General features: G+C 42.0%; 22 protein-coding genes and 1 tRNA gene. 10 read left to right on the forward strand and 13 right to left on the reverse strand.

The window, feature by feature from the left end:
• Window positions 1-13 precede the first annotated feature (13 nt).
• Entirely contained in the window at window positions 14-205 is a 192-nt protein-coding gene (locus M595_RS14650; protein WP_040484138.1) for a hypothetical protein, read from the forward strand.
• A 164-nt stretch (window positions 206-369) separates the two neighbouring features.
• Window positions 370-1,617, forward strand: a complete 1,248-nt coding sequence (locus tag M595_RS14655) for a lipid-A-disaccharide synthase-related protein (protein WP_040484139.1) — start codon at window positions 370-372, stop codon at window positions 1,615-1,617.
• Between the two features lie 7 nt (window positions 1,618-1,624).
• Here M595_RS14655 and galE read toward each other — a convergent pair whose 3' ends face one another.
• From galE to petB, 5 genes are all read right to left on the reverse strand, one after another.
• A complete protein-coding gene (gene galE, locus M595_RS14660) occupies window positions 1,625-2,623 on the reverse strand; it encodes a UDP-glucose 4-epimerase GalE (RefSeq protein WP_023067069.1) in 999 nt (332 codons plus the stop codon).
• 101 nt (window positions 2,624-2,724) lie between these two features.
• Window positions 2,725-3,105 carry a hypothetical protein gene (locus M595_RS14665; RefSeq protein ID WP_023067067.1) on the reverse strand — a complete coding sequence of 127 codons (381 nt, stop codon included), beginning with the start codon at window positions 3,103-3,105 and terminating at the stop codon, window positions 2,725-2,727.
• 46 nt (window positions 3,106-3,151) lie between these two features.
• The gene (locus tag M595_RS14670; RefSeq protein ID WP_040484140.1) at window positions 3,152-4,321 is read right to left on the reverse strand and encodes a glycosyltransferase family 4 protein; all 1,170 of its coding nucleotides are present in this window, start codon (window positions 4,319-4,321) and stop codon (window positions 3,152-3,154) included.
• Between the two features lie 198 nt (window positions 4,322-4,519).
• On the reverse strand, window positions 4,520-5,002 hold the full coding sequence (petD, locus tag M595_RS14675) for a cytochrome b6-f complex subunit IV (RefSeq protein WP_009783167.1): 483 nt from the start codon (window positions 5,000-5,002) through the stop codon (window positions 4,520-4,522).
• Window positions 5,003-5,104: 102 nt separating this feature from the next.
• Window positions 5,105-5,773 (reverse strand): cytochrome b6, encoded by a 669-nt coding sequence (petB, locus tag M595_RS14680; RefSeq protein WP_023067115.1) that lies wholly within the window; start codon window positions 5,771-5,773, stop codon window positions 5,105-5,107.
• A gap of 494 nt (window positions 5,774-6,267) precedes the next feature.
• Between petB and ctpA the strand changes: the two genes are divergently transcribed.
• On the forward strand, window positions 6,268-7,506 hold the full coding sequence (gene ctpA, locus M595_RS14685) for a carboxyl-terminal processing protease CtpA (protein ID WP_040484141.1): 1,239 nt from the start codon (window positions 6,268-6,270) through the stop codon (window positions 7,504-7,506).
• Window positions 7,507-7,809: 303 nt separating this feature from the next.
• On the opposite strand, the gene M595_RS14690 is transcribed toward ctpA, so the two are convergent.
• Both M595_RS14690 and psaM read right to left on the reverse strand, forming a co-directional pair.
• Window positions 7,810-8,253 (reverse strand): slr1601 family putative cell division protein, encoded by a 444-nt coding sequence (locus M595_RS14690; RefSeq protein WP_023067059.1) that lies wholly within the window; start codon window positions 8,251-8,253, stop codon window positions 7,810-7,812.
• A 330-nt stretch (window positions 8,254-8,583) separates the two neighbouring features.
• On the reverse strand, window positions 8,584-8,679 hold the full coding sequence (gene psaM, locus M595_RS14695) for a photosystem I reaction center subunit XII (protein WP_009783171.1): 96 nt from the start codon (window positions 8,677-8,679) through the stop codon (window positions 8,584-8,586).
• Window positions 8,680-9,055: 376 nt separating this feature from the next.
• Here psaM and M595_RS14700 point away from each other — a divergent pair, with 376 nt between their 5' ends.
• The gene (locus M595_RS14700; RefSeq protein ID WP_023067106.1) at window positions 9,056-9,748 is read left to right on the forward strand and encodes a MeeY/MeeF family manganese export membrane protein; all 693 of its coding nucleotides are present in this window, start codon (window positions 9,056-9,058) and stop codon (window positions 9,746-9,748) included.
• Window positions 9,749-9,857: 109 nt separating this feature from the next.
• Here the strand turns inward: M595_RS14700 and ndk are convergent, their stop codons facing one another.
• The gene (gene ndk, locus M595_RS14705) at window positions 9,858-10,307 is read right to left on the reverse strand and encodes a nucleoside-diphosphate kinase (RefSeq protein WP_023067065.1); all 450 of its coding nucleotides are present in this window, start codon (window positions 10,305-10,307) and stop codon (window positions 9,858-9,860) included.
• Window positions 10,308-10,498: 191 nt separating this feature from the next.
• On the opposite strand from ndk, the gene speA reads away from it, so the two are divergent.
• The 5 genes from speA to M595_RS14730 all read left to right on the forward strand — a co-directional run bounded on the left by speA (window position 10,499) and on the right by M595_RS14730 (window position 15,163).
• Window positions 10,499-12,520: a biosynthetic arginine decarboxylase gene (speA, locus tag M595_RS14710; RefSeq protein WP_023067105.1), complete on the forward strand. Its 2,022-nt coding sequence runs from the start codon at window positions 10,499-10,501 to the stop codon at window positions 12,518-12,520.
• Between the two features lie 299 nt (window positions 12,521-12,819).
• On the forward strand, window positions 12,820-13,725 hold the full coding sequence (locus M595_RS14715; RefSeq protein WP_023067099.1) for a sugar phosphate nucleotidyltransferase: 906 nt from the start codon (window positions 12,820-12,822) through the stop codon (window positions 13,723-13,725).
• 84 nt (window positions 13,726-13,809) lie between these two features.
• Complete coding sequence (hisF, locus tag M595_RS14720; protein ID WP_023067118.1) at window positions 13,810-14,580, forward strand: imidazole glycerol phosphate synthase subunit HisF; 771 nt, start codon at window positions 13,810-13,812, stop codon at window positions 14,578-14,580.
• A gap of 164 nt (window positions 14,581-14,744) precedes the next feature.
• Entirely contained in the window at window positions 14,745-14,963 is a 219-nt protein-coding gene (locus M595_RS32345) for a hypothetical protein (RefSeq protein ID WP_009783177.1), read from the forward strand.
• 127 nt (window positions 14,964-15,090) lie between these two features.
• Window positions 15,091-15,163: transfer RNA gene (locus M595_RS14730), tRNA-Ala, on the forward strand.
• A gap of 36 nt (window positions 15,164-15,199) precedes the next feature.
• Here M595_RS14730 and M595_RS14735 read toward each other — a convergent pair.
• Window positions 15,200-16,849, reverse strand: coding sequence for an ABC1 kinase family protein (locus tag M595_RS14735; RefSeq protein WP_338041650.1), 1,650 nt, complete (start codon window positions 16,847-16,849; stop codon window positions 15,200-15,202).
• A 165-nt stretch (window positions 16,850-17,014) separates the two neighbouring features.
• Here M595_RS14735 and M595_RS14740 point away from each other — a divergent pair, with 165 nt between their 5' ends.
• On the forward strand, window positions 17,015-18,211 hold the full coding sequence (locus tag M595_RS14740) for an FtsW/RodA/SpoVE family cell cycle protein (RefSeq protein ID WP_040484142.1): 1,197 nt from the start codon (window positions 17,015-17,017) through the stop codon (window positions 18,209-18,211).
• A gap of 89 nt (window positions 18,212-18,300) precedes the next feature.
• On the opposite strand, the gene M595_RS14745 is transcribed toward M595_RS14740, so the two are convergent.
• From M595_RS14745 to M595_RS14760, 4 genes are all read right to left on the reverse strand, one after another.
• On the reverse strand, window positions 18,301-19,635 hold the full coding sequence (locus M595_RS14745; protein WP_023067074.1) for a cytochrome P450: 1,335 nt from the start codon (window positions 19,633-19,635) through the stop codon (window positions 18,301-18,303).
• Between the two features lie 29 nt (window positions 19,636-19,664).
• Window positions 19,665-20,693: an N-acetylglucosamine kinase gene (locus M595_RS14750; RefSeq protein ID WP_023067095.1), complete on the reverse strand. Its 1,029-nt coding sequence runs from the start codon at window positions 20,691-20,693 to the stop codon at window positions 19,665-19,667.
• 126 nt (window positions 20,694-20,819) lie between these two features.
• The gene (locus M595_RS14755) at window positions 20,820-21,707 is read right to left on the reverse strand and encodes a S1 RNA-binding domain-containing protein (protein ID WP_023067104.1); all 888 of its coding nucleotides are present in this window, start codon (window positions 21,705-21,707) and stop codon (window positions 20,820-20,822) included.
• Between the two features lie 179 nt (window positions 21,708-21,886).
• Window positions 21,887-22,636, reverse strand: a complete 750-nt coding sequence (locus M595_RS14760; protein WP_023067066.1) for a dienelactone hydrolase family protein — start codon at window positions 22,634-22,636, stop codon at window positions 21,887-21,889.
• Window positions 22,637-22,807 lie beyond the last annotated feature (171 nt).

Below are 22,807 nucleotides of genomic sequence, written 5' to 3' on the forward strand. Positions count from 1 at the left end.
TCAGGGTTCATCCATGAAAAACACACTTCTATTCAGCTCGTTAATTTTATCGGCAAGCTTGACACTGAGTCAGGCTATCAGTTGGAGTAGCAATAATGACCGCTTCTCTCTCAATCAACTGACCTCAAACGGTGAGATTATTGTCTATGAAGCAACAGATGAAGATGGTAATCGTGAGGATGTCAAAACAAAGCAAAGCAGTTAGTCACACGATTAATTTTCTCCGCCTATCATTAATTTACTCGTCAAAAATGATGCAACCCAGTCAGTCGTGATCGAAACGAAACATAAAATCTGAGGTGATTCACTTCACTTGTTGCTGCTGTGCTGCTAATCTGACGAAAAGAACGTTAATGTGTCTCAAAAGGCGTGAAATTATTGTGTTTGAGTAACGGTCATGGGGAGGATGCGATTGCTGTTCGCATTTTACAACAATTACAGCGTTTTCCCAACCCTCCCCAGTTCGCTGCTTTACCCTTAGTTGGAGATGGAATTGCTTATCATCAACTGGAAAATGTGACAATTGCCGGACCGGTTCAGCAAATGCCTTCTGGGGGTTTTATTTATATGGATGGCAGACAATTGTTGCGAGATGTACAGGGGGGTTTGTTGCAGCTAACCCACATTCAATTTAAAATTATTCGCAATTGGGCAAAACAAGGTGCATTTATACTCGCAGTTGGGGATATTGTCCCACTCCTATTTGCCAGGCTGAGTGGTGCCGATTATGCTTTTGTCGGTACCGCCAAATCAGAATATTATCTGCGAGATGAACAAGGGCCTTTATCGCGTCAGTCTTGGATGCAGCGTTGGGAAGGTTGGTCTGGTTCGGTTTATTTGCCTTGGGAACGTTGGTTAATGAGTCATCCTAATTGCCAAGCGGTTTTTCCCCGAGATCGTTTGACCACTGAAACCCTCTTAAAATGGTCAATTCCGGCTTATGACTTGGGAAACCCAATGATGGATGATTTGCAACCTCATACCCCGCCTATTTCTAAAAGCAATAAAACGCTGAACATCGCCCTTTTACCCGGTTCTCGCCCACCAGAAGCCTATGAAAATTGGCAACGGATCACAGAAGCCGTGACTCAGTTAGTCGAAGCTTTTTCTGAGGGAAAAGACCGACAACAGCCCGCAAATTTGGTCTTTTTAGCGGCGATCGCTCCTTCTTTGGACTTGAGTCCGTTTGGTGAGGGTTTGAGCGGTTTGGGGTGGAATCAGACAGATGTACAGACCGATTTAGAGGTCGAATATACCCGGAAAAATGCGACAATGATTTTAACGCAACGCTTTAGTGATTGTTTGCATCAAGCAGACTTAGCCATTGCGATGGCAGGAACCGCAACCGAACAGTTTGTGGGTTTAGGAAAACCTGCGATCGCCCTAGAAGGTCAAGGCCCCCAATTCACCCCAAGATTTGCAGAAGCCCAAAGTCGTCTGCTCGGGCCATCATTAATTTTAGTCAAACATCCGAGCGATATTCCGAATATTGTGCGATCGCTTTTAGCCGATCAAAATCGGTTAAAATTAATTGCAGAAAATGGTCAAAAACGAATGGGACAACCCGGAGCCGCTAACCGGATTGCCCAATGTTTAATGAAACAGTTAATTGAATGATCTTAAATTAACCGTGCCGCTTTTGATGCCATTGCCAAGCATGAGAAATAATCGTATTCAAGTCAGAATATTGAGGATTCCATCCTAAAATCTGACGGGCTTTTTCTCCACTTCCGACTAAAGCCGGAGGATCTCCAGGGCGGCGATCGCATTCAACCGCAATAATATCCCGTCCTGTCACCTGACGAGCCGTTTCAATCACCTCTTTAACCGAAAATCCATTACCATTTCCGAGATTAAAGACATCAGTTTTTCCGCCTTTCATTAAATATTCTAGGCCTAAAACATGAGCCGTCGCCAAGTCATTCACATGAATATAATCTCGGACACAAGTTCCATCAGGAGTCGGATAATCAGTCCCAAAAATCGATAGAGACTCTCGTTTACCCAAAGCCGCGAATAAAGTCAGAGGAATCAAATGAGTTTCAGGTTGATGATCTTCTCCCAAAGCCCCCTCTGGGTCGGCTCCAGCCGCGTTAAAATAGCGGAACCAAACCGATTTAAAATCATAAGCATGATCAAAATCTGATAATATTTTTTCAACCATTAACTTCGTCATCCCATAAGGATTAATCGGATTTTGGGGATGATCTTCGGGAATGGGAACTTGTTGAGGAACGCCGTAAGTTGCACAAGTTGAAGAAAAAACAAACTTATTAATAGATGCGTCTTTCATCGCTTCTAACAGCGTCAGTGTACCGACGACATTATTGCGATAATACTTATCAGGAGCCGATACAGACTCACCCACATAAGCATAGGCGGCGAAGTGCATCACCGCATCAATTTGACGCATCGAAAACAAATTATCCAGCAGTTGGCGATCGTTAGTATCTCCAACAATCAATTCTACTTTGAGGACTTGTTCAACGATATCGCGATGACCATAAACGAGGTTATCTAAGATCACAACCTCATAACCCGAACGTTGCAGAGCTAAAACCGCATGAGAACCGATATATCCGGCTCCGCCCGTTACCAGAACTGTTGGCTTGATTTGAGACACGTTAAATCCTAACTCCTATTTGAGCCGAACTGAAGTTTTATTTTTCTGTTTGTCAGCATTCCCGAACTCCGTACAACGAAGCGAGATCTGACCCCCTGAAATCAATCGTCCAATGTCTGAGCTGAAATATCCACCGCTTTAATATCAATGGTTCCTGGCGGGGTTAAGCGACTAAAATGACCCTGTTCGACTTGAAGTGGTTCACCACAATTAGGACATTGGCACTGAGTTTGATTGAGTGCAGTAAATTCAAAGCCACAAACTGGGCATTCATCTTGTATGATATTGCGGCTCAACCACCACTGCGCCCCAACGAACAAAACAATAGGAAGCAGTAGTAAAATCCCGATCAAGATAATAATCGAATTAATCAGCCACCCCAAACCAATCGAGGTGAGCAACCACAGCACTGCCAGGATAATCAGCCAGTTGCTTACCTTGGAAAAATTAAATTTGAGGATTTTAGGCCGTTCCTGGTTCACAGCGATCTCCTTAAGCGTTCATCGATAGATAAAACATCCCTTTGTTCTATGATACTACCGACAAATTCAGCAATTTTTGCAGTTGCACCCGAAAAGCATCTTGACCAAACTGAGTTAAACTCTGTTGTCGTAACCATTGACCTTGACAACGTTGGTCGTTACCTTGCAAAATTTCGATACAAGCTTTAGCGACTGCATCAGGATCTCGATGAGGTACTTGCCATCCTAACTTTCCATCTTGAACGGGATCAGCTGAACCATCAGCATTACCAGACAAAACTGGAATACCACAAGCCATAGCTTCTAAATACACGATACCAAATCCTTCCTGGGATGGCATGATATAGGCATCGGCAACGCGATAATGATCTACTAAATCTTCTGTGGGAACAAATCCAGCAAACACAACTTGATCAGCAACCCCTAATTCTTGGGCTAAATTGGCTAACCGGGGTTGATCATCTCCCCGTCCGATGACTAAATATTTAACATTCGGGATGGTTTGGGAAATTTGGGGTAAGGCTCTAATGGTGACATCAACGCCTTTATAGATATCACCAGACCATAAACGTGCCACAGTCATTAAAACTTTAGCATTGTGTAAAGCATATCGCTTGATTAGAGGTTGGGGTTTTGGGCCAGGAGTAAAGCGATTTCCATCCACCATACAGGGTAACAGCCGAAATTTTTCTGGGTTTAACTGATTGGCTTGGCAGGCTTGATCTCGACTATAGCGGCTAATTGTCCAAATTTGGTCGGCTTGTTGCAGGGCGTTACGATATTTCGGGGGAAGGGGTTGCCAGACTTCTTTTCCATAGGTGAGTACGGTGTAGGGGACTCCAAACGGTTGACAGGTGACTTGGACTAAACGTGCTAAATTGATGTGACCGCAAAACACCCGTTGAGGACGGTTTGTGAGTAAACCTCTCAGTAGGGTTAAAGCAAGTCGAATGCGTCCTAAAGCGGGCGGTTTGGTTTGGAGATAATCAAACTTAATGGCGCTGTTCTCGTAGGGGTTAGGACAGCCGGGAGCATCTCGCAATAGTAATATTTCACTTTGGAAGTCTGTTGGGGAGTGAAATTTTTTCCCTGGCTCGATTAGATCTAAATAAGCCTTTAAAATATCTTTAACATAAGACTGAATGCCTCCCTCACAGGATAAAATCTCCAAGAAGCACCACAAGAACTGGGGATTGAGATCTGTTTTCTTATCCAAGTTTTTGAATTAATCTAACGAATACTACTCTTTTTTACTCTATTACAGCAAATCTTGAGTAGACTGACATCAAAAAGAAAACAAAAATAATGATACCTGTGAAAGTTTCAGTGATAGACTCTAGTACAGCCTAAATAGAAACCCACAGGTATCTTATCCGTCAGAAAATGCGGATAGTTTGAAAGTTTAGAACAAACCTTAGAACAAGCCCAAGGTCAGAGACGTATCAATCGGCAAAGTTGCTCCGATACCCAACCAAAGGGTTGCAAATGTTCCAAACAAGAAAATAGCAGTCGCTACAGGACGACGGAAGGGGTTTTGGAACTTGTTGACGTTTTCAATGAAAGGAACAAGAATCAAACCCAGAGGAATTGCAGACATTAGGGTAATGCCTAACAATTTGTTGGGAACCACCCGTAGCATTTGGAACGAAGGCCACAAATACCACTCGGGTAGAATTTCCAACGGAGTTGCAAACGGATCAGCCGGTTCGCCGATCATTGCAGGGTCTAGTACCGCTAAACCGACAACGAGGGCAAAAGTCCCTAAAATTACCACGGGGAAAGTATACAGCAGGTCATTCGGCCATGCAGGTTCACCGTAGTAGTTATGGCCCATACCCTGGGCTAGTTTGGCGCGTAATACGGGATCACTAAGATCCGGTTTCTTTAATGTTGACATCGCTATACTGAGTCTCCTTTTTCAAGTCTTACAGTCGTTAATGGTTCTAATTATGGTTTTCCAAGATGCTGATTAACGTAGTCAAAGCTACTTAAATTCGCCTTACAAGGGACCAGAGATACCTTGCTTACGAATCATCAAAAAGTGTATCAGCATGAATACAGCAATCAGCCAGGGCAATACGAAAGTATGTAAGGTGTAGAAGCGGCTTAAAGTTGCTTGTCCGACTGCTGCACCCCCACGCATTAGCTCAACCAAAGTTGAACCAACCACGGGAATAGCTTCGGGAACACCAGACACGATTTTCACCGCCCAATATCCCACCTGATCCCAAGGCAGAGAGTATCCAGTTACCCCAAAGGAAACAGTGATTACCGCTAAAACCACACCCGTTACCCAAGTCAGTTCACGAGGCTTTTTGAAGCCACCTGTGAGGTAAACTCGGAAAGTGTGCAGAATCATCATCAATACCATCATACTGGCAGACCAGCGGTGGATGGAGCGAATCAGCCAACCAAAGTTGACTTCCGTCATAATGTACTGTACAGACGCAAAAGCTTCAGTAACGGTGGGTCTGTAGTAAAACGTCATCGCAAATCCAGTCGCAAACTGAATCAAGAAGCAAACCAGCGTGATTCCGCCCAAACAATAGAAAATATTGACATGGGGAGGAACGTACTTGGTGGTAATATCATCTGCGATCGCTTGGACTTCAAGGCGTTCGTTGAACCACTGAAATGCTTTTGATTCTTCTATTTCCTTTGAAAACATGAAACTAGAATTCCTAAAAATGAATTGCGGTCTGGGTTGGGGTGTTCATATCCTTATAAAGCCTACTCCCAGAGAGGCTAAGGATTTTTTTCGGCACGAATGTAGATGAGTTAAAGCTCAAAGCTTGTTTCGATCTAGCTGTGCTATCAAACAGTTGACTCTCGATTCGTTTAGATCTTCTAAGTTAGCATGGAGACTACTAAATCTCAGAATTAGAGGAGTCATCTTTAGTTTACAAGAGGGAGTGAGACAATGGTACAACTCTCTTAAGCTGGCAAGTCAATTGCTCTAACTCTGTTGCCCATCATTCAAAAATGTAACATAACTTTAACTATAATTTCACAAAACCTTGGGGAATCAAGCGGTCTTCATCTGGGGGTTGATGACGATATGCCAATCGGTACGTCATTCAGCCTGCAATCGATTGAGCCGTTTGTCCCCGGAATCAAAAACAACTTGCTCAAAACGTTAGGAAAACCTTAAAGTTAGGGAAGATGCACAAAAGAGTTTTTCAGATTGTACTGGTGATTATTCTACAACTGACCCTGATCATCGGTGGATGGACTGCCCCGGCAATGGCAATCACAGAGGAACAAAAGCTCGTCAGTGAAACCTGGCGTATTGTCAACCGAGCCTATTTGGATGAAACTTTTAACCATCAAAACTGGTGGTTCATCCGTGAAAAAGCGATTCGCCAAAACTTAAAAAACCGTGAAGAAACCTATAGCGCGATCGAGAAAATGCTCGCCAGCTTGGATGATCCCTTTACTCGTTTGCTCAAACCCAATCAGTATCGGAGTTTGCAGGTGAGTACCTCCGGAGAACTGACGGGTGTGGGATTGCAAATTGCCCTCGATGCTGAAACTGGACAGCTAACGGTTGTGGCGCCCATTGATGGTTCTCCTGCGGCTGAAGTAGGAATTCAACCTCGCGATCGCATTCTCAAAATTGATCAATTCTCCACCGATGAACTGACTCTCGATGAAGCTGCGACTCATATGCGAGGGCCAATCGGTTCGACGGTAACGCTCACGGTTCAACGATTTGATACAACAGAAATTGAGGAGATTGAACTGGTTCGCGATCGCATTGCTTTAAATCCAGTGTTTGCTCAACTGCGATCCGAGTCATCTGTAGCCCCCATTGGTTATATTCGCCTCAGTCAGTTTAGTGCCAATGCAACTGAAGAAGTCGCCAATGCAATTCAAACTCTTGACAAGCAAGGGGCAAAAGCTTATATTCTTGATCTGCGAAACAATCCGGGTGGACTCTTACAAGCGGGTGTTGAAATTGCTCGACTGTGGTTAAACGACGGAACGGTTGTCTATACCGTTAATCGTCAGGGAGTCTTAGGAAGTTTTGATGTAGTGAGTCCTCCCTTGACTCAAGCCCCACTTGCGGTATTAGTCAATCAAGGAACAGCTAGCGCGAGTGAAATTTTAGCTGGAGCATTACAGGATAATCTTCGCGCTCAACTGGTGGGAGAAAAAACGTTTGGTAAAGGCTTAATTCAGTCGTTATTCGATTTGTCGGATGGTTCAGGATTGGCGGTCACGGTTGCCAAGTACGAAACTCCCAATCATCACGATATTCATAAACTCGGGATTAAACCGGATAAAATCGTTCCGACGAAAGCTTTAACCCGAAATCAAATCGCCACTGACGCTGATCCTCAGTATCAAGCTGCTGTTGAATTGCTCATGTCTGAGTTTGCCTTGGCAGATGCAGCTTAGTTGGATTTGAGTCAGGAGTTGGGGAGGTGGGCCGCGAGCGCTCGTCGGACTAAAATTTGATTTGTGGGGAGGTGGGGAAGTGGGGAGGTGGGGAAGTGGGGAGGTAGTGAGTCCACCCCCGTGCGCGGGTTCCCCGCGTTGAGGGGAGTGGCGAACCCGTGCGCGGGAGGTAGGGAGGTAGGGAGGATTTTTATTAATAAAAAGCTATTTTTCATCTCCAAAAAATCTTCTCCCCGGAACCCCCGGAACCCCCGGAACCCCCGAAATTTTTAGGGAGAGAATCGAATGAAATATCTCTGTTCTCTAGTTCCAGCCCAAACCTAGATATTCTGAACCCTCCTCCGACTCCGGTTGTTCAGTCGTATAGTCTTCTAACCAAATGACTTGTCGCTGTCCGGGAGCAACTCGATTGCTATACTCTTGCATGATACTCGCGGTTTGTTGGGGATCGAAATGACGATTGAAGTCGGCTTGCTCAGATGCGACTCGCTCCCGAGTAAGCTTGACTTCTGACTGTATCTGACTCAGTTTGTCTGAGGTTGAGCGATAATGGGGCATAATTTGCACGAAGGCAGAAAGCACACAAACGGAGAGCATGACATTGGTTGCTAACTTAATGCTCGCCTCCAGTGCGATCGCACGGTGACGTTGAGAACGTCGTTGTTGTACAGCCGCAGGACGACGGGGATGGTGTCGCTGTTTGATTTGAGGCTGATGAACGGTTGTAACGGGCTGAATCGCTTGCATATTCTTTCTCTATAGCAGTATAAATTTTTACAAGTTTCCCCAGGTTAATCTCTGGGAACCTCAATACCAGTTAAGCATACCAGTCAAAGAACTGAGAAGATTCAGTTGATGAACTTAAACAAAAACTGTCCTAACCGTTAAACTTTGTGAGTTAGACCCTGAACAACTCTTTATAAAGTTTCTATACAGGTCTAGTTCAGTTTAACAGTGAGAACAGCTCAATCCCTCGATTGGAAAGCTGAGGATCTACTCAAGTCGGATCACAACGTTCAGGCTATAAACGACTGAGTTGACTAGGCTTGAGATTGTCGGGAGATCAATTGACAAGACTTACTTGTACAGTTCTGTTGCCAAGCGGAAAGCCATGATTCCGGGAAATAAAGCAATCACCAAAGCAACCAGGACTTGAGTATCTGATAAAGACATCGTTAAAAAACTCCTTCATCTAAATTGTCGATTGTTCACAAATTTCAGCTATATTGACCGTTTTGGGAAGGGTTTGTAATAAGATTAAACAAAGTCTCTGGCCCGTCTTCGCTAAACTGATGGGTATAAGTCGTGTGCTTCAGTGAATTGGGACTGTTTTCCCCGTGAACCCAACCCACCTCCGAAAATTGTCAACAACTTGCGTTAAGATTGTTGAAGTCTATTCTCATTTATCTTGGGTAGATGCAAAAATCCTGAGCCGAGAGTTGAAGATTGTTACACTCGCGATCTGGAAAAAGTGACAACTCAATAAGTGGTCTCAATCTACCTGCGGTAAAAAAAAATACATAGTATCATAGAATTAATAACATCATAAATGTGGGATCAAGTGTTAGAAGTTTCTTCGCCCGAAGTGGGTATTAACGTTTTTTTTCTGTTGTTCATTCTGGTTGCTCTAGAAGCGGTGTTATCGGCTGACAATGCCATTGCCCTGGCTTCAATTGCAAAAACCTTAGAAGATAAGAGAATGCAACGCAAAGCCCTCAACATCGGTTTAATATTAGCTTTTGTGCTGCGAATTGCTCTGATTATTGCAGCAACTTGGATTATTCAGTTTTGGCAATTTGAGCTAATTGGAGCCTTGTACCTATTGTGGCTGGTGTTTAATTACTTTACCTCAAAGGAAGAAGAAGAAAACTCATCAAGTGGCAAAAGCTTCTCGTCGCTATGGCAAGTCATCCCCTTGATCGCGATGACAGACTTAGCCTTTTCTCTCGATAGTGTCACCGCAGCGATCGCTGTTGCTGATGAAACTTGGCTGATTATCATTGGTGCAACACTGGGTATTATTACCCTGAGATTTCTTGCCGGATTATTTATTCGCTGGTTAACTGAATACACCAATTTAGAAACAGCAGGTTATCTCACAGTTGGCTTAGTCGGAATTCGGCTACTGGTGCGGGTGATTAATCCCGAATATATTCCCCCAGAATGGGCGCTAGTTGTGTTCACAGTCGGTTTATTTGCCTGGGGATTTTCAGAGCGCCGAGTTTCTCAAAAGTTTGACTAGATTTACATCAGACAGATAACATAATTTTTCGGGGAAGAAGGAATTGAGCAGAGGCTAAGTCACGCATAATAACCTTTTCAATTCCCCACATCCCCTAATTTTTTTTCAATTACTCAACGAGCCAAGACATAATGCTCGGTTCCCAAGCAATCAGATCTTCTTCTTTGAACCACAAGCTGATCTCACGGTTGGCTGTTTCAATCGCATCAGAACCATGAATGAGGTTGCGCCCCACACTCACAGCATAGTCACCCCGAATTGTACCCGGTTCTGCGGTTAGTGGGTTGGTTGCACCAATCATTTTACGAGCGGCTGCCACAACACCATCACCTTCCCAAACCATCGCTACAACGGGGCCAGAGGTGATAAACTTCATCAGACCATCAAAAAAGGGCTTCCCTTTGTGAACCTCGTAGTGACTTTCCGCCAGTTCTCGACTAACACTCATCAGCTTCAAACCGACGAGGGTAAATCCTTTCTCTTCAAAGCGGCTAATAACTTCACCCACTAAGCGGCGTTGAACACCATCGGGCTTGATTGCGATAAATGTGCGTTCCAAACCAGTCTCCTCAAATTTGCTCGAAACCTACATCATCCAGATTAACCCGAGATTGATCGTTTATTGGAAATCATTTGGGGAAATGGGTTTTCACTCGGACAATTCAAAGATTGCCTCTCTTGTGTACCTCAATGTCCACTATCCACGTTAAACTGTCTAATCGAGGCATAAACGCGAGGATCGCAAATAATATGGAGTTGCCTATTAACTCTGAAGTTCAACCTGGAAAATTATCTTCCTCTAAAAACTTAAAATCGACTAACCTTAGCCCGAATTCTGTTGAATCATCGACTCAAAAATCTTGGACAATAGAAGATAGTGAAAAATTGTATCGCATTTTGGGGTGGGGTGAGCCTTATTTTGCGATTAATTCCGCAGGTCATATTACCGTTTCTCCCAAAGGAGATCGGGGCGGTTCTCTCGATTTGTTTGAACTGGTAGAATCCCTTAAACGCCGCAATTTGGGCTTGCCTTTATTAATTCGTTTTCCAGATATTCTTGAAGACAGGATTGAACGTTTAAATGCTTGTTTTGCGAAAGCGATCGCGCGTTACAAATATCCGGGAAATTATCGAGGGGTTTATCCCGTAAAATGTAATCAAGAACGACATTTAATTGAAGATTTAGTTCGGTTTGGTCAACCTTTTAAATTTGGCTTGGAAGCCGGGTCTAAACCGGAATTATTAATTGCCTTAGCCATGCTACAAACGCCCGGTTCTCTGCTGATTTGCAATGGCTATAAAGACCGGGATTATATCGAGACGGCAATGTTGGCGCAACGGTTAGGGCATACGCCAATTATTGTTATGGAACAACTCGAAGAAGTTAATATTGCTATTGAAGCGAGTCGTCATTTAGGCATTCAACCGATATTAGGAATTCGAGCAAAACTGAGTACAAAAGGCATGGGTCGGTGGTGCGGAACAACAGGCGAGCGCGCTAAATTTGGCTTAACTATTCCTGAAATGATTCAAGTCGTTGAAACGTTAAAATCAGCAGGATTATTAGAGTGTTTACAACTATTGCATTTTCATATTGGTTCTCAAATTTCTTCGATTAGTGTGATTAAAGATGCTATTCGAGAAGCCAGTCAAATTTATGTGGAACTCTCCCATCTCGGGGCAAATATGAAATATCTAGATGTCGGAGGGGGTTTAGGAATTGATTATGATGGGTCTAAAACCAATTTTCAGGCCTCTAAAAACTACAATATGCAAAACTACGCCAATGATATTGTAGCAGAAGTCAAAGAAGCTTGTGAAGAACGAAAGATATCAGTTCCGACATTAATTAGTGAAAGCGGACGGGCAATTGCATCTCATCAATCGGTTTTAGTTTTTGATGTTTTGGGAACCAGTGAAGTTGCAAAAAATGCTCCCCCTTCTATCACAAAAGAGGATCATTTAATCTTAAGAAATCTGACAGAAACCTATCAAGCGATTAACCCGGATAACTATCAAGAAGCCTATCACGATGCCATTCAATTTAAAGAAGAAGCAATTAGTTTATTTAACTTTGGATATCTGAGTTTAAGCGATCGTGCCAAAGCTGAACAACTTTTTTGGTCTTGTTGTCATAAAATCCAGAGTATTGTTCGGGTTGCAGAGTATGTTCCTGAAGATTTGGAAGACCTAGAAAAAATGATGGCTTCCATTTATTATGTAAACTTATCTGTGTTTAAATCAGCACCCGATAGTTGGGCAATTGATCAATTATTTCCCATTATGCCTATTCATCGTTTAGATGAAGAACCAACTCAACGAGGAACATTAGCCGATTTAACCTGTGATAGTGATGGTAAAATTAGTCAGTTTATTGATTTGCGAGATGTAAAACCTATTTTAGAGTTGCATCCTTTACAAGAAATCGAAGAAAAATATTCTCATAAAAATGCAATCGAACCTTATTATTTAGCCCTATTTTTGGGGGGTGCTTATCAAGAAATAATGGGAAATTTACACAATTTGTTTGGTGATCCTCATGTCGTTCATATTAAACTAACACCCCAAGGTTATCAGGTTGAACACGTTGTTAAAGGGGATACAATGACGGAAGTTTTAGGTTATGTTCAGTATGATGCTGAAGATTTAGTTGAAAATATTCGCCGTCAAGCCGAACTTGCTTTACAACAAAATCAAATTACCATTGAAGAATCTCAACGGTTGCTACAAAATTATGAGAGTAGTTTGGGGCGATACACTTATCTGAGTTAACCCCAGTAACGGCAAAAAATCGGCGCAGGATGGGTGACATAAAAGGTTTTACAATTCCCACAGTAAATTCTGGGTGATCACCCACCTTAAAATATAGTCTAAAGTCTTAACATTCGGCTACGGCTTCAACCTCGAAGTCTGCAACCTCTCATTTAAAATGTCTTTTAAACCTTATTTTCTCCTTCCCAAGGGTGGAAGAAGAAGGGGGAAGAAACTCTCGATTGTTGCGCCGAATGGTAACATGATAGCAGTATCCGGCTTGCAGAACTCTGGATAGATGGGGCATTGTAAATAAAATTATGTTTAATTCAGAACCCAATAATAAACCAGTCAAAAAAGCGATAATTCCAGCCGCAGGTTTTGGGACTCGGATGTTTCCCGCAACCAAAGGATTGAAGAAAGAGTTTTTTCCGATTATTGATAAAGATGGACTGGCTAAACCGATAATTTTAGTAATAGTCGAAGAAGCAATTCAAGCGGGAATTGAAGAAGTAGGGATTGTTGTACAACCAACTGATCGCGAACTGTTTGAATCCTTTTTTAAACATCCCCCCAAACCGGAATTGTGGAACAAACTTTCAGAAGAACGACGAGAATATAGTAATTATTTACAAACCATCGGAGAACGAATTACGATTCTGACTCAAACCGAACCAGAAGGTTATGGTCATGCGGTGTTTTGTGCGGCGGACTGGGTGAATAATCAACCTTTTTTATTGCTGTTAGGCGATCATATTTATAGGTCTGAATTAGAGATTAATTGTGCGGGTCAATTATTAGAGATTTACAAACAAGTTCAACAGAGTGTGATTGGGTTGAGAGTTACACCCGGAAATATTATTCATCATTATGGTTGTGTGGCGGGAACATTTCAGCAGTCAGAAAAAATCTTATCTCTAACTCAAATTTATGAAAAACCGAGTTTAGATTATGCTTTAACTCATCTTCGGGTTGAGGGGTTGGATGATAATCAATTTCTCACGATTTTTGGTTTGTATGTGTTGGAAGCGCAGATTTTTGAGATTTTAGCCGCGCAAATTCAAGCCAATAAAAGAGATAAGGGAGAATTTCAGCTAACCTCTTGTTTAGAAATTTTCCGACAACAACAGCCAATAACAGGGTATATTGTTAAAGGTCAATGTTTAGACACTGGATTACCCGAAGCTTACCGTCAGACGATGATTGAGTTTGGGTCGAGAGTATAACTTTTATTTTTCCAGATTAAAAAGTAGAGGATTGCAGAAAAAATCTGATTGAAATAATTTCGAGTTAATAGGACAAGAATAGTAATGCTGGCTAAACGAATTTTACCGTGTTTGGATGTCAACGCAGGTCGAGTGGTAAAAGGGGTTAATTTTGTTGACCTCAAAGATGCGGGCGATCCGGTTGAACTCGCGTCTATCTATAACGAAGCGGGCGCCGATGAGTTGGTATTCCTTGATATTACCGCCACTCACGAACAGCGAAATATTATCCTCGATGTGGTTTATCGCACCGCCGAACAGGTATTTATCCCCCTCACCGTTGGGGGTGGTATCCAAAACTTAGAAATGATTAAAAATTTGTTAAGGGCGGGGGCTGATAAAATCAGTATCAATTCGGCTGCTGTTCGTGATCGGGAGTTTGTCAGTCGGGCTAGCGATCGCTTTGGGGCGCAATGTATTGTCGTCGCAATTGATGCACGTCGTCGTACTGATCCACAGAACCCTGGGTGGGATGTGTACGTGCGGGGAGGGCGTGAAAACACCGGAATAGATGCGATCGCCTGGGCTGTAGAAGTGGCGCAAAGAGGCGCTGGAGAACTTCTGGTAACGAGTATGGATGCGGATGGCACACAAGCGGGATATGATTTAGAATTGACTCGAACCATTGGGGAAAATGTCGAAATTCCGGTGATTGCTTCAGGGGGCGCTGGAAATTGTCATCACATCTACGAAGCATTGACAACAGGACGAGCAGAAGCGGCATTATTGGCTTCGTTACTGCATTACGGCCAATTGAGTGTAACAGAAATTAAGTCTTATTTGACCCAAGAGCAAGTTCTTGTCCGCAATTGTTAAATTCCGCAATTGTTAAATTCCGCAATTGTTAAATTCCGCTAAATTGCGATTAATTGTGATTTTAGGGGGTATTGCTGATGATACAGGTTAATAAGATTAATATTTCTCTCCAAATAGTTACAAAACTCCTGTTAGAATAGAGGAAATGTTACGAAACGTAACTTATGCTGATTCCTATTCTAATAATTGACGTTGCTTTGGTAGCTTGGTCTGTGCATCTGATGCAACAAGCTGCTCGTTATCGCGAATTCTCTTTTGTCTTGGCAGGTATCTTGGTTGCTATTTCGGCAGCCGCGATGATACTGGTTTACTTTTTAATGGGATCTTGCGTGGAACACCTTTTTCAAATTTCTAATCACTCCTATTCTTACTCCTCTTTTTAGGAGAGGATATTCATTCTAGGTTGTCTAAATGGGGGTTAAACAAGTCTTGTATTATCTAAAGCTGAGTAAGTTGGGCGAGATTCTTGACAAATTGATCTCAACTGAGCTATAGTAAAAAACGGTGCAAGGGGCTATAGCTCAGTTGGTAGAGTGCCTCAATGGCATTGAGGAAGTCAGCGGTTCGAGCCCGCTTAGCTCCATTACCTTGTATCTCTTAACTAACGTTGTAGCGATCGCTATTTCAAACGGCCTGAACGTAAGATACTGACGATCAGCCATAACCCAAAGAAACTCGCCACCCCAAACAAAGCGTTTGTCAAGATCGTCACTTGAGGAGTTTGTGCGCCTGTGGTGACAATGGCAGCTCCAATAATGAGAGCAGCAACGACAATACTAAACGAAAGTCGATTAGCCGAATCATCTAAACTGCGACGTAGAGGGTCTAACTCAGTCAGAGTTAAATTCCATTTCAGGGTTTCAGAGGTGACTCGATCTAATAACTGTTCAACTTGACGGGGAGACTGCAAAGATAAACTTTTCATATCTAAGGCAGTTCTTAATACAGTTTCTAAAGGATTATCTCCAAACAATTGACGTTGAAATAAATCTGTCATTAACGGTTTAATTTCTTCCATCAAATTCAACTGTGGATCAAAAGTTCGAGCGACCCCTTCTAAATTAGCAAGAGTTTTAGAATATAATCCTAAATTACTGGGAAGCTTGATTTTATTATCACGAGCCAGGGCTAAAATTTCATAAAAGACTTCCGAAAACTTAATTTCAGACAGACTCAAATTATAATATTTTCGCAGCATTTTAGCATATTCATTTTCCACCTTTGCTAAACTTGGGGGACGAGCAGCCTCAGCAATTTTCAGTGTGAGCTGAGTACAGCGTTGAGCATCGAGATCGACAATGGCGAGTAACAATTCTGTTAAAATTCGTTGGCTGCGGGGGTCAAGACGACCGACCATTCCACAGTCAAGTAAAGCGACTCGACCATCATCAAGATAAAACAGATTACCCGGATGAGGGTCAGCATGAAAGAAGCCATCAATATAAAATTGTTTAAAGAATACTCGACACACTAAAGTGCTAATTGCTTGACGTTCGGCTTGTGCATCTCCGTTATAATTTTTACCTTCTATTTGTGCCGTTAAAATCGGTTTGCCGACCAGCCATTCTAAGACTAATAACTTGGGTGTTGTCCTCTCCCAATAGACCTTGGGAACCATGATTTTTTCAGGATCAAACCAACGACTGTCAGCCAAATTTTTTCGTAATATTTCTGTATGTTGAGCTTCTTTGGTAAAATCCAATTCGGCTCTCAGCGCATTACCAAATTCATCGGCTAAAGCTGAAATATCGTAATCTTCGCCAAAGTCCGTTAACGCGACTAATTCTCCCAATCCTTTGAGAATGCCAATATCTTTTTCAATAACTCTATCAATACCCGGACGCTGAACTTTTAGAGCCACTTCTTGACCACTGTAGAGAGTCGCACGATAGGTCTGAGCAATTGAACCTGCGGCGACAGCTTGGGTGTTAATTTCAGCAAATACATCCTCTACAGGCTGTTGCAACTCTTGGCGCAGTAAGCCTTCCATTTCTGACCACGGTACCAGCGGAACTTGCGCTTGTAGGGTTGATAACGTTTCAATGTAGTCGGCGGGTAAAATATCAGGGCGAGTGCTGAGTAGCTGTCCTAGCTTGACGTAGACTGGGCCTAACTCGATTAAAATATTGCGAAGTACCTCAGGGGTTGGTAAGTTAGGTTTATCAGTTTTGCCTCCAGTCAGGAGACCTCGCATATAATCCCAACCGTTGCGGAACACAACTTCAGCAATTTGAGCTCGGCGAGAACTGGTTTGAGTGAGATTAGAAATCACGATGCCTTTCCAATAGATAGGGTCTATTCTTCTGTATTGTAATCGTTTGTAAAGAAGATAGACAGAGCTGATGTTTTGTGTTAACTCCTCCGGGAGCGTGTCGCAGAGACTTTATATCCTTCCTTCTCGAACTCAGTTATTTTTAGAACTCAACGAACTGACATGAACTGGCGATATCTCATTCCTTTTTTTGATCCTACAGTAGAACATTGGTCGATGGAAGCCCGCCTCCTGCGCTGGTTAACTTTTTTGTGGCTGAGTGTGGGGTTAGTTGTAGTTTTCTCTGCATCCTATCCCATCGCCAATATTGAACATGAAGATGGACTATATTACTTCAAAAGACAGGTTATTTGGATGTTCGTCGGCATGGTGGGATTTAATATTATTGTTAGAACTCCTATTCCTACAATCTTAAAAAGCGCACGAATTGGTCTTTTTTCTATTTTGGGGTTACTCATTCTAACGCTGGTTCCAGGCTTAGGTACAACAATTAATGGAGCGACTCGGTGGATTTCTCTTGGCCCGCTGCTGCTACAACCGTCTGAGTTACTCAAGCCCTTTTTAGTTTTACAAAGTGCTTGCTTTTTTTCTCAATGGTATCGCCTAACTTGGAAAACTCGACTGATTTGGTTAGGTATTTTTTCACTAATTTTGTTAACAATTTTGATTCAACCCAACCTCAGTACAACTGCTTTGTGTGGAATGACGCTGTGGTTAATTGCGTTAGCAGCTGGATTACCTTTACTGTATTTAGGCGGAACTGCTTTAGGTGGGATACTGTTAGCAACAATTAGTATTAGTTTAAATGAGTATCAAAAACTTAGGGTTTTGTCTTTTATGAATCCTTGGGCTGACCCGATGAATGATGGATATCAACTTATTCAAAGTTTGTTAGCAGTCGGTTCGGGCGGCGTTTGGGGAACAGGATTAGGATTGTCTCAACAAAAGCTGTTTTACTTACCCATTCAATATAGTGATTTTATCTTTGCTGTTTATGCTGAGGAATTTGGTTTTATTGGCGGCATTTTATTACTTTTGTTGCTCGGTGCTTATAGTACAATCTCATTGAGAGTTGCTTTAAATGCTCATCGAATTGAACATCAATTAGTTGCAATTGGGGTGATGGTGGTGATGGTTGGTCAGTCGATTTTAAATATTGGTGTAGCGACGGGGACGTTACCCACAACAGGTTTACCTTTACCATTATTTAGTTATGGGGGAAGTTCGATGATTGCTAGTTTAGCTTTAGCAGCATTATTGATTCGAGTCGCTCGAGAAAGTAATACAGCAGAAGTGGTTTCGCTGAAAAATCCGCGTTTAGAAACTCGACGAAGAAAATCACTTTCTCCAAAAAATTAATTTGCCATCGAAAAAATGACGTTATCAAAGGCAGAGGTCAGAATTTTTTTTCTCTCTGCCTATAGTTTTATCAACCTTTTTAGGTCAGGTTAATCTAGATGATTTAAACGCTTAAAATTCACTAAAAGTTCATCTTTTGGATAAGGAGTGGGTGAAATAGTCATCTCTAAATTTTGATTTGGAAGCAGTTCCCAGTCAAATTCTCGTAACAACATTGTCGCTAATACTTTCATCTCCAATTTTGCAAATTCTTTCCCCAAGCATTCTCGCATTCCACCCCCAAACGGAAGATAACCATAGGGTTTTTCCTCAGTTCGTTCGGGAGAAAATCGATCTGGGTTAAATTTTTCAGGTTCGTTATAAATGCTATGATCTTGATGGGTTCGTTTAATTTGATAGAGAACAGTCCAACCCTTCGGAAGCGTATAACCGTTAAACTCACAAGTCTCAATTACTTCTCGAAATGCACCTCCAACGGGTGGAATAAATCGTAATACTTCTTTTAAGACTTGATCTAAATAGGGCATCAATTTTAACTGTTCAAAGCTAAGGGGTTCTGTTCGTTGAAGTTGCTGTTGTTCTAGTCTTGCTTTTTCCAAAACATCCCGATGTTGGGCGAGAAGCAAACAAAAAGCAGTGACACTAGAAGTTAGGGTTTCGTGTCCGGCGAATAATAAAGTTAAAATTTGGTCTTTGAGTTCTTCAACACTCAAATGATTTCCATCCTCATCCTCTGCTTGCAATAATAAACCCAACGCATCTTCTCCGGGTTCGGCTTGGTGTTGGCGTTGACGAATAATTGTTTCAATTTGATTTAATAATTTTTGACGACAATTTAATGCTTGATTAAACTTCGTTCCCGGTAAACGCAAGGGAAGCGTAAATAATCCCCCACACCAGGTTTCAAACCATTCACCCATTGAACTTTCAGAAGCCGTCTCATCACCGATAAATAATTTACAAGCAATATCAAAGGTGTATTTTCTTAACTCTGGATACCAAGCAAAAGTTTTCTGCTGTTCCCATTTTTGTAAATAGCGACGAGTCATGCTTTCCATTGTCGGAACGTACCCTGCTAATGCCCTCGGTTGAAAAGCTTGGGCTAAGAGTTTACGGCGAGATTTGTGAATATCTCCGGTTTGAATTGACAAAGCATCTGGCCCTAAAAGGGTTCTGGTACTCGCTGGCCATTTACTTTCAAAATATTTCTTTTCATTCGTAAAGATAAAGCGATTTGCCTCACTTCCAATCATCATTATTGTGGGGCGACCGAAAATGTTTGTTTTGAAAACAGACCCGTATTTTTGATGTCGCTTTTTTGCAAAATCTTTATCTCTTAAAAAACTAAGGGTTTCTCCAATTAACGGTAAACCGAGATTTCCGGGGGGAGTTGGATGAGTTTGTTTTTCTTGTGTTGCTGTCATTCTACTTGAGTGTGAAGTTCTACTGTTAGTTAGTTTAACAAATTTGTTGAAGGGTCTGTTTGAGTTTCATCTAATCCAGTGTTGACTGGAAAATATCCTAACGCATTTAACGCCAATATTCCCGCCCCATAAGCAGGTTCATAACGAGGTAAAATCAGTCTCGCAGTCGGGGCGATTTGGTTTAAAGATTCAATAAATTTTAAGCGAAAATTGTTCATTCCTTGAAACACTCCGCCTATAGTTACTATTTCAACGCTTTCATTCGGTTCAAATAAACTATCTATGGCTATTTTTGTGGCGAAGACTAATTCTTCTATCGCAGTATTAATAATTTGATTGGCGATTTCATCTCCCTTTCTAGCGACTTCATCAACGATTTTAGCTAAATTGGCAATTTGTGAAACTGTCCATCCGCGTCTATAAACAACTTCGATTAAAGATTCAAGATTATCGAGGTTTAAATGGTGTTTGAATGCCGAAATTAATTGAGTTGAACCCAACCGCCCATCATGTGATTTTAACGCCGCTTTCAACCCGGAAATTGCGATATAATACCCGCTTCCTTCATCGCCTAAGAGATAACCCCAACCGCCAACTCGTTTCGTTTTTCCTTGGCTATTTTGTCCAAATATTTGTGAACCTGTTCCGGCGATCGCGACTATTCCGACTTGATGACCTAAACCCCCAACTAAAGCAATCATGCTATCACTTTTAATAACAGTAGAATTTGTTGTTAGTTCCCAATTTATTGATAAGTTTGAGTTAGTTTTGACCTGTTCAACTAAGTTTTGAATCACGTTAAAATCTTCTTTTCGACCCACGCCAGCGAGTCCAATTCCCAATCCTTGAATTAAAATATTATTGTAATTTTTGTGATCTAAAAAAATAGAAATGGCTTGATTAATAGCAGTTTCAATAGCATTTTTAGCAGAATCAATTCCCCCAGTTTGATAATTAGATGATCCAGCTTGTCCGCGACTGAGAATATTACCAGTTTCATCGATTAACAAACAAACTGTTTTTGTACCACCCCCATCAATACCGAGTACATAAACCATGAGAAATGAGAAGTTCAGAAGTTTTAAAAAACCAAGACACAAAAAACATCCAAAAAGAATAAACCTTCATGTCTTTATGTCTTGGTGGCGAATTGATCGATGAATCAATAGATTTTCCCGGTCAATTTAAGAAGCGATAATTAATTTTTTTGCTCGTTCAGCCCGGGCTTCTGCTGAGTCCATCACTTCGGGAAACTTATCAACAATTTCCCCTGGATAATTTTCTAACAGTCGAGTGGATAAAGAAACGCGACGTCGCCCTTCTTCAAGATCAATCACCAATGCTTTAACCGCCTGACCCACGGGGAATAAAGTCGGAAGCGACTCGATATATTTCTGACTGACTTCTTTAATATGAATCAATCCGGTTACGCCATCTAAATCAACAAACACACCAAACGGTTTAACGCTACTGACTTTCCCTTCAATTAATTGACCGACTTCTAGCTGACCAAAACTAACAGATTCTGAAGCTAAACGTTGAGAGAAAACCAATTTATTGCGATCGCGATCTAGCTCTAAAATATGAACAGTAAGTAACTGATCGATTAAGCTATTTAAGTCTTCCTTTTCACTCAAATGAGAGCGGGGAATAAATCCCCGTAGCGAGTCAAAATCTACTGTTACTCCCCCTCGGTTCATCCCTGTGACTCGAACTTGAAAGCTTTGAGCTTGCTGTTGAGATTCATTTAACTGATCCCAAACTTTTTCGAGTTCAAGTTGTCGAATTGAGAGGATAACTTGACCCTCTGCATTTTGTTCCCGAATGACTAAAAACTCTCGTTCTTCTTGGAGGGGTAAAATCTCAGACAAATCTTCAACATCGGCTAAAGAAGCTTCTTTTCGGGGTAAAAAACCGGGAGACTTTCCACCAAGAATGTCAATGTATACACCATCGCTCGTATATTCAAAAACCTGACCTCGGACAACTTGGCCTTTCTGGAGATCATAATCATGTTGCTCTAATGCTCTAGCAAAATCATCAAGTGAAAAAGACGTATTTTTCGTATTCATAGGAGTTCACAAGAAAACAAAGAATCAATTTATTGGGCTAATTTTTTTATGCTGACCCCCTTCTCAACTACCCAATTTCTGCGACTAATGTGTCTGGATTTTCCAATATAACCAATTCCTTCATCAGTCGGGAGCTATGGTTGCTAAGGTTGAACTGGAGTAAAGCCCCAATACCTAGTTTACTCGGTTGCTTTCAGTTCGTGACTAAAAAGCTGTTTAACGTGTTTCCAGGCATCTGCTGCTGCTGTTTGATCATAACTCTCCCGTTGATCACAGAAGAACCCATGAGTCGCCGAGTAGCGGAAAATTTGATGAGAAATTTGATGCTGTTTCAACGCCGCTTCAATTTGATCAACCTGTTCGTTGGGAATTAAAGGATCTTCTGTCCCAAAGAACCCGTAGACCACCCCTGTAATTTCGGCTGTACGGCTAACGGTTGGTTCACCGCCTCCAGGGGTTCCGGTGACAATTCCAGCCCCATAAAACGAAGCCGTTGCTTTAATATCCGGTAAAGTCGCCGCTAAATAAACGACATGACCCCCAAAACAAAATCCAATCGAACCAAACCCCTCGGGCTGAACTGATTTTAAACTTTTCAGGTAGTCAATTGTTGCTTGTACATCACTTAAGAGTTCCGATGCGATGGTTTGCTCCTTATATTTTCGACCCAATTGTAAATCTTCTGAACTGTAACCCACTTCAAAACCGGGAGCCTGACGTTGATAAATGGCCGGAGCGATCGCGACATAGCCCAATGCAGCAATTCGTCGAGTCACATCACGAATGTGATCATTGACTCCAAAAATTTCTTGAATAACAACAACACCTGGAAATGCTCCCTCGCCAACAGGTTCAGCTAAATAAGCGGCGATCTGTAAGTCCCCGTTAGCCACTGTAATATTAGCCGTGCGAATTTCTAAATCTGACATAATTCTCATTCTCGTGGAGCTTCTATATCAAAATATTTTTGCCAAACATAATTTCTCAGTAAACTACTCCATAGTACAGGTCATTGCCCCTAAATAGACAAGTGACTCACCAAAACTCGTGATAAATTTGTTAGTGATGCCCAAAAAGCAAAAACACTCCTATCCGAGAAA

Source organism: Lyngbya aestuarii BL J (genome assembly GCF_000478195.2).
Taxonomy (GTDB): domain Bacteria; phylum Cyanobacteriota; class Cyanobacteriia; order Cyanobacteriales; family Microcoleaceae; genus Capilliphycus; species Capilliphycus aestuarii.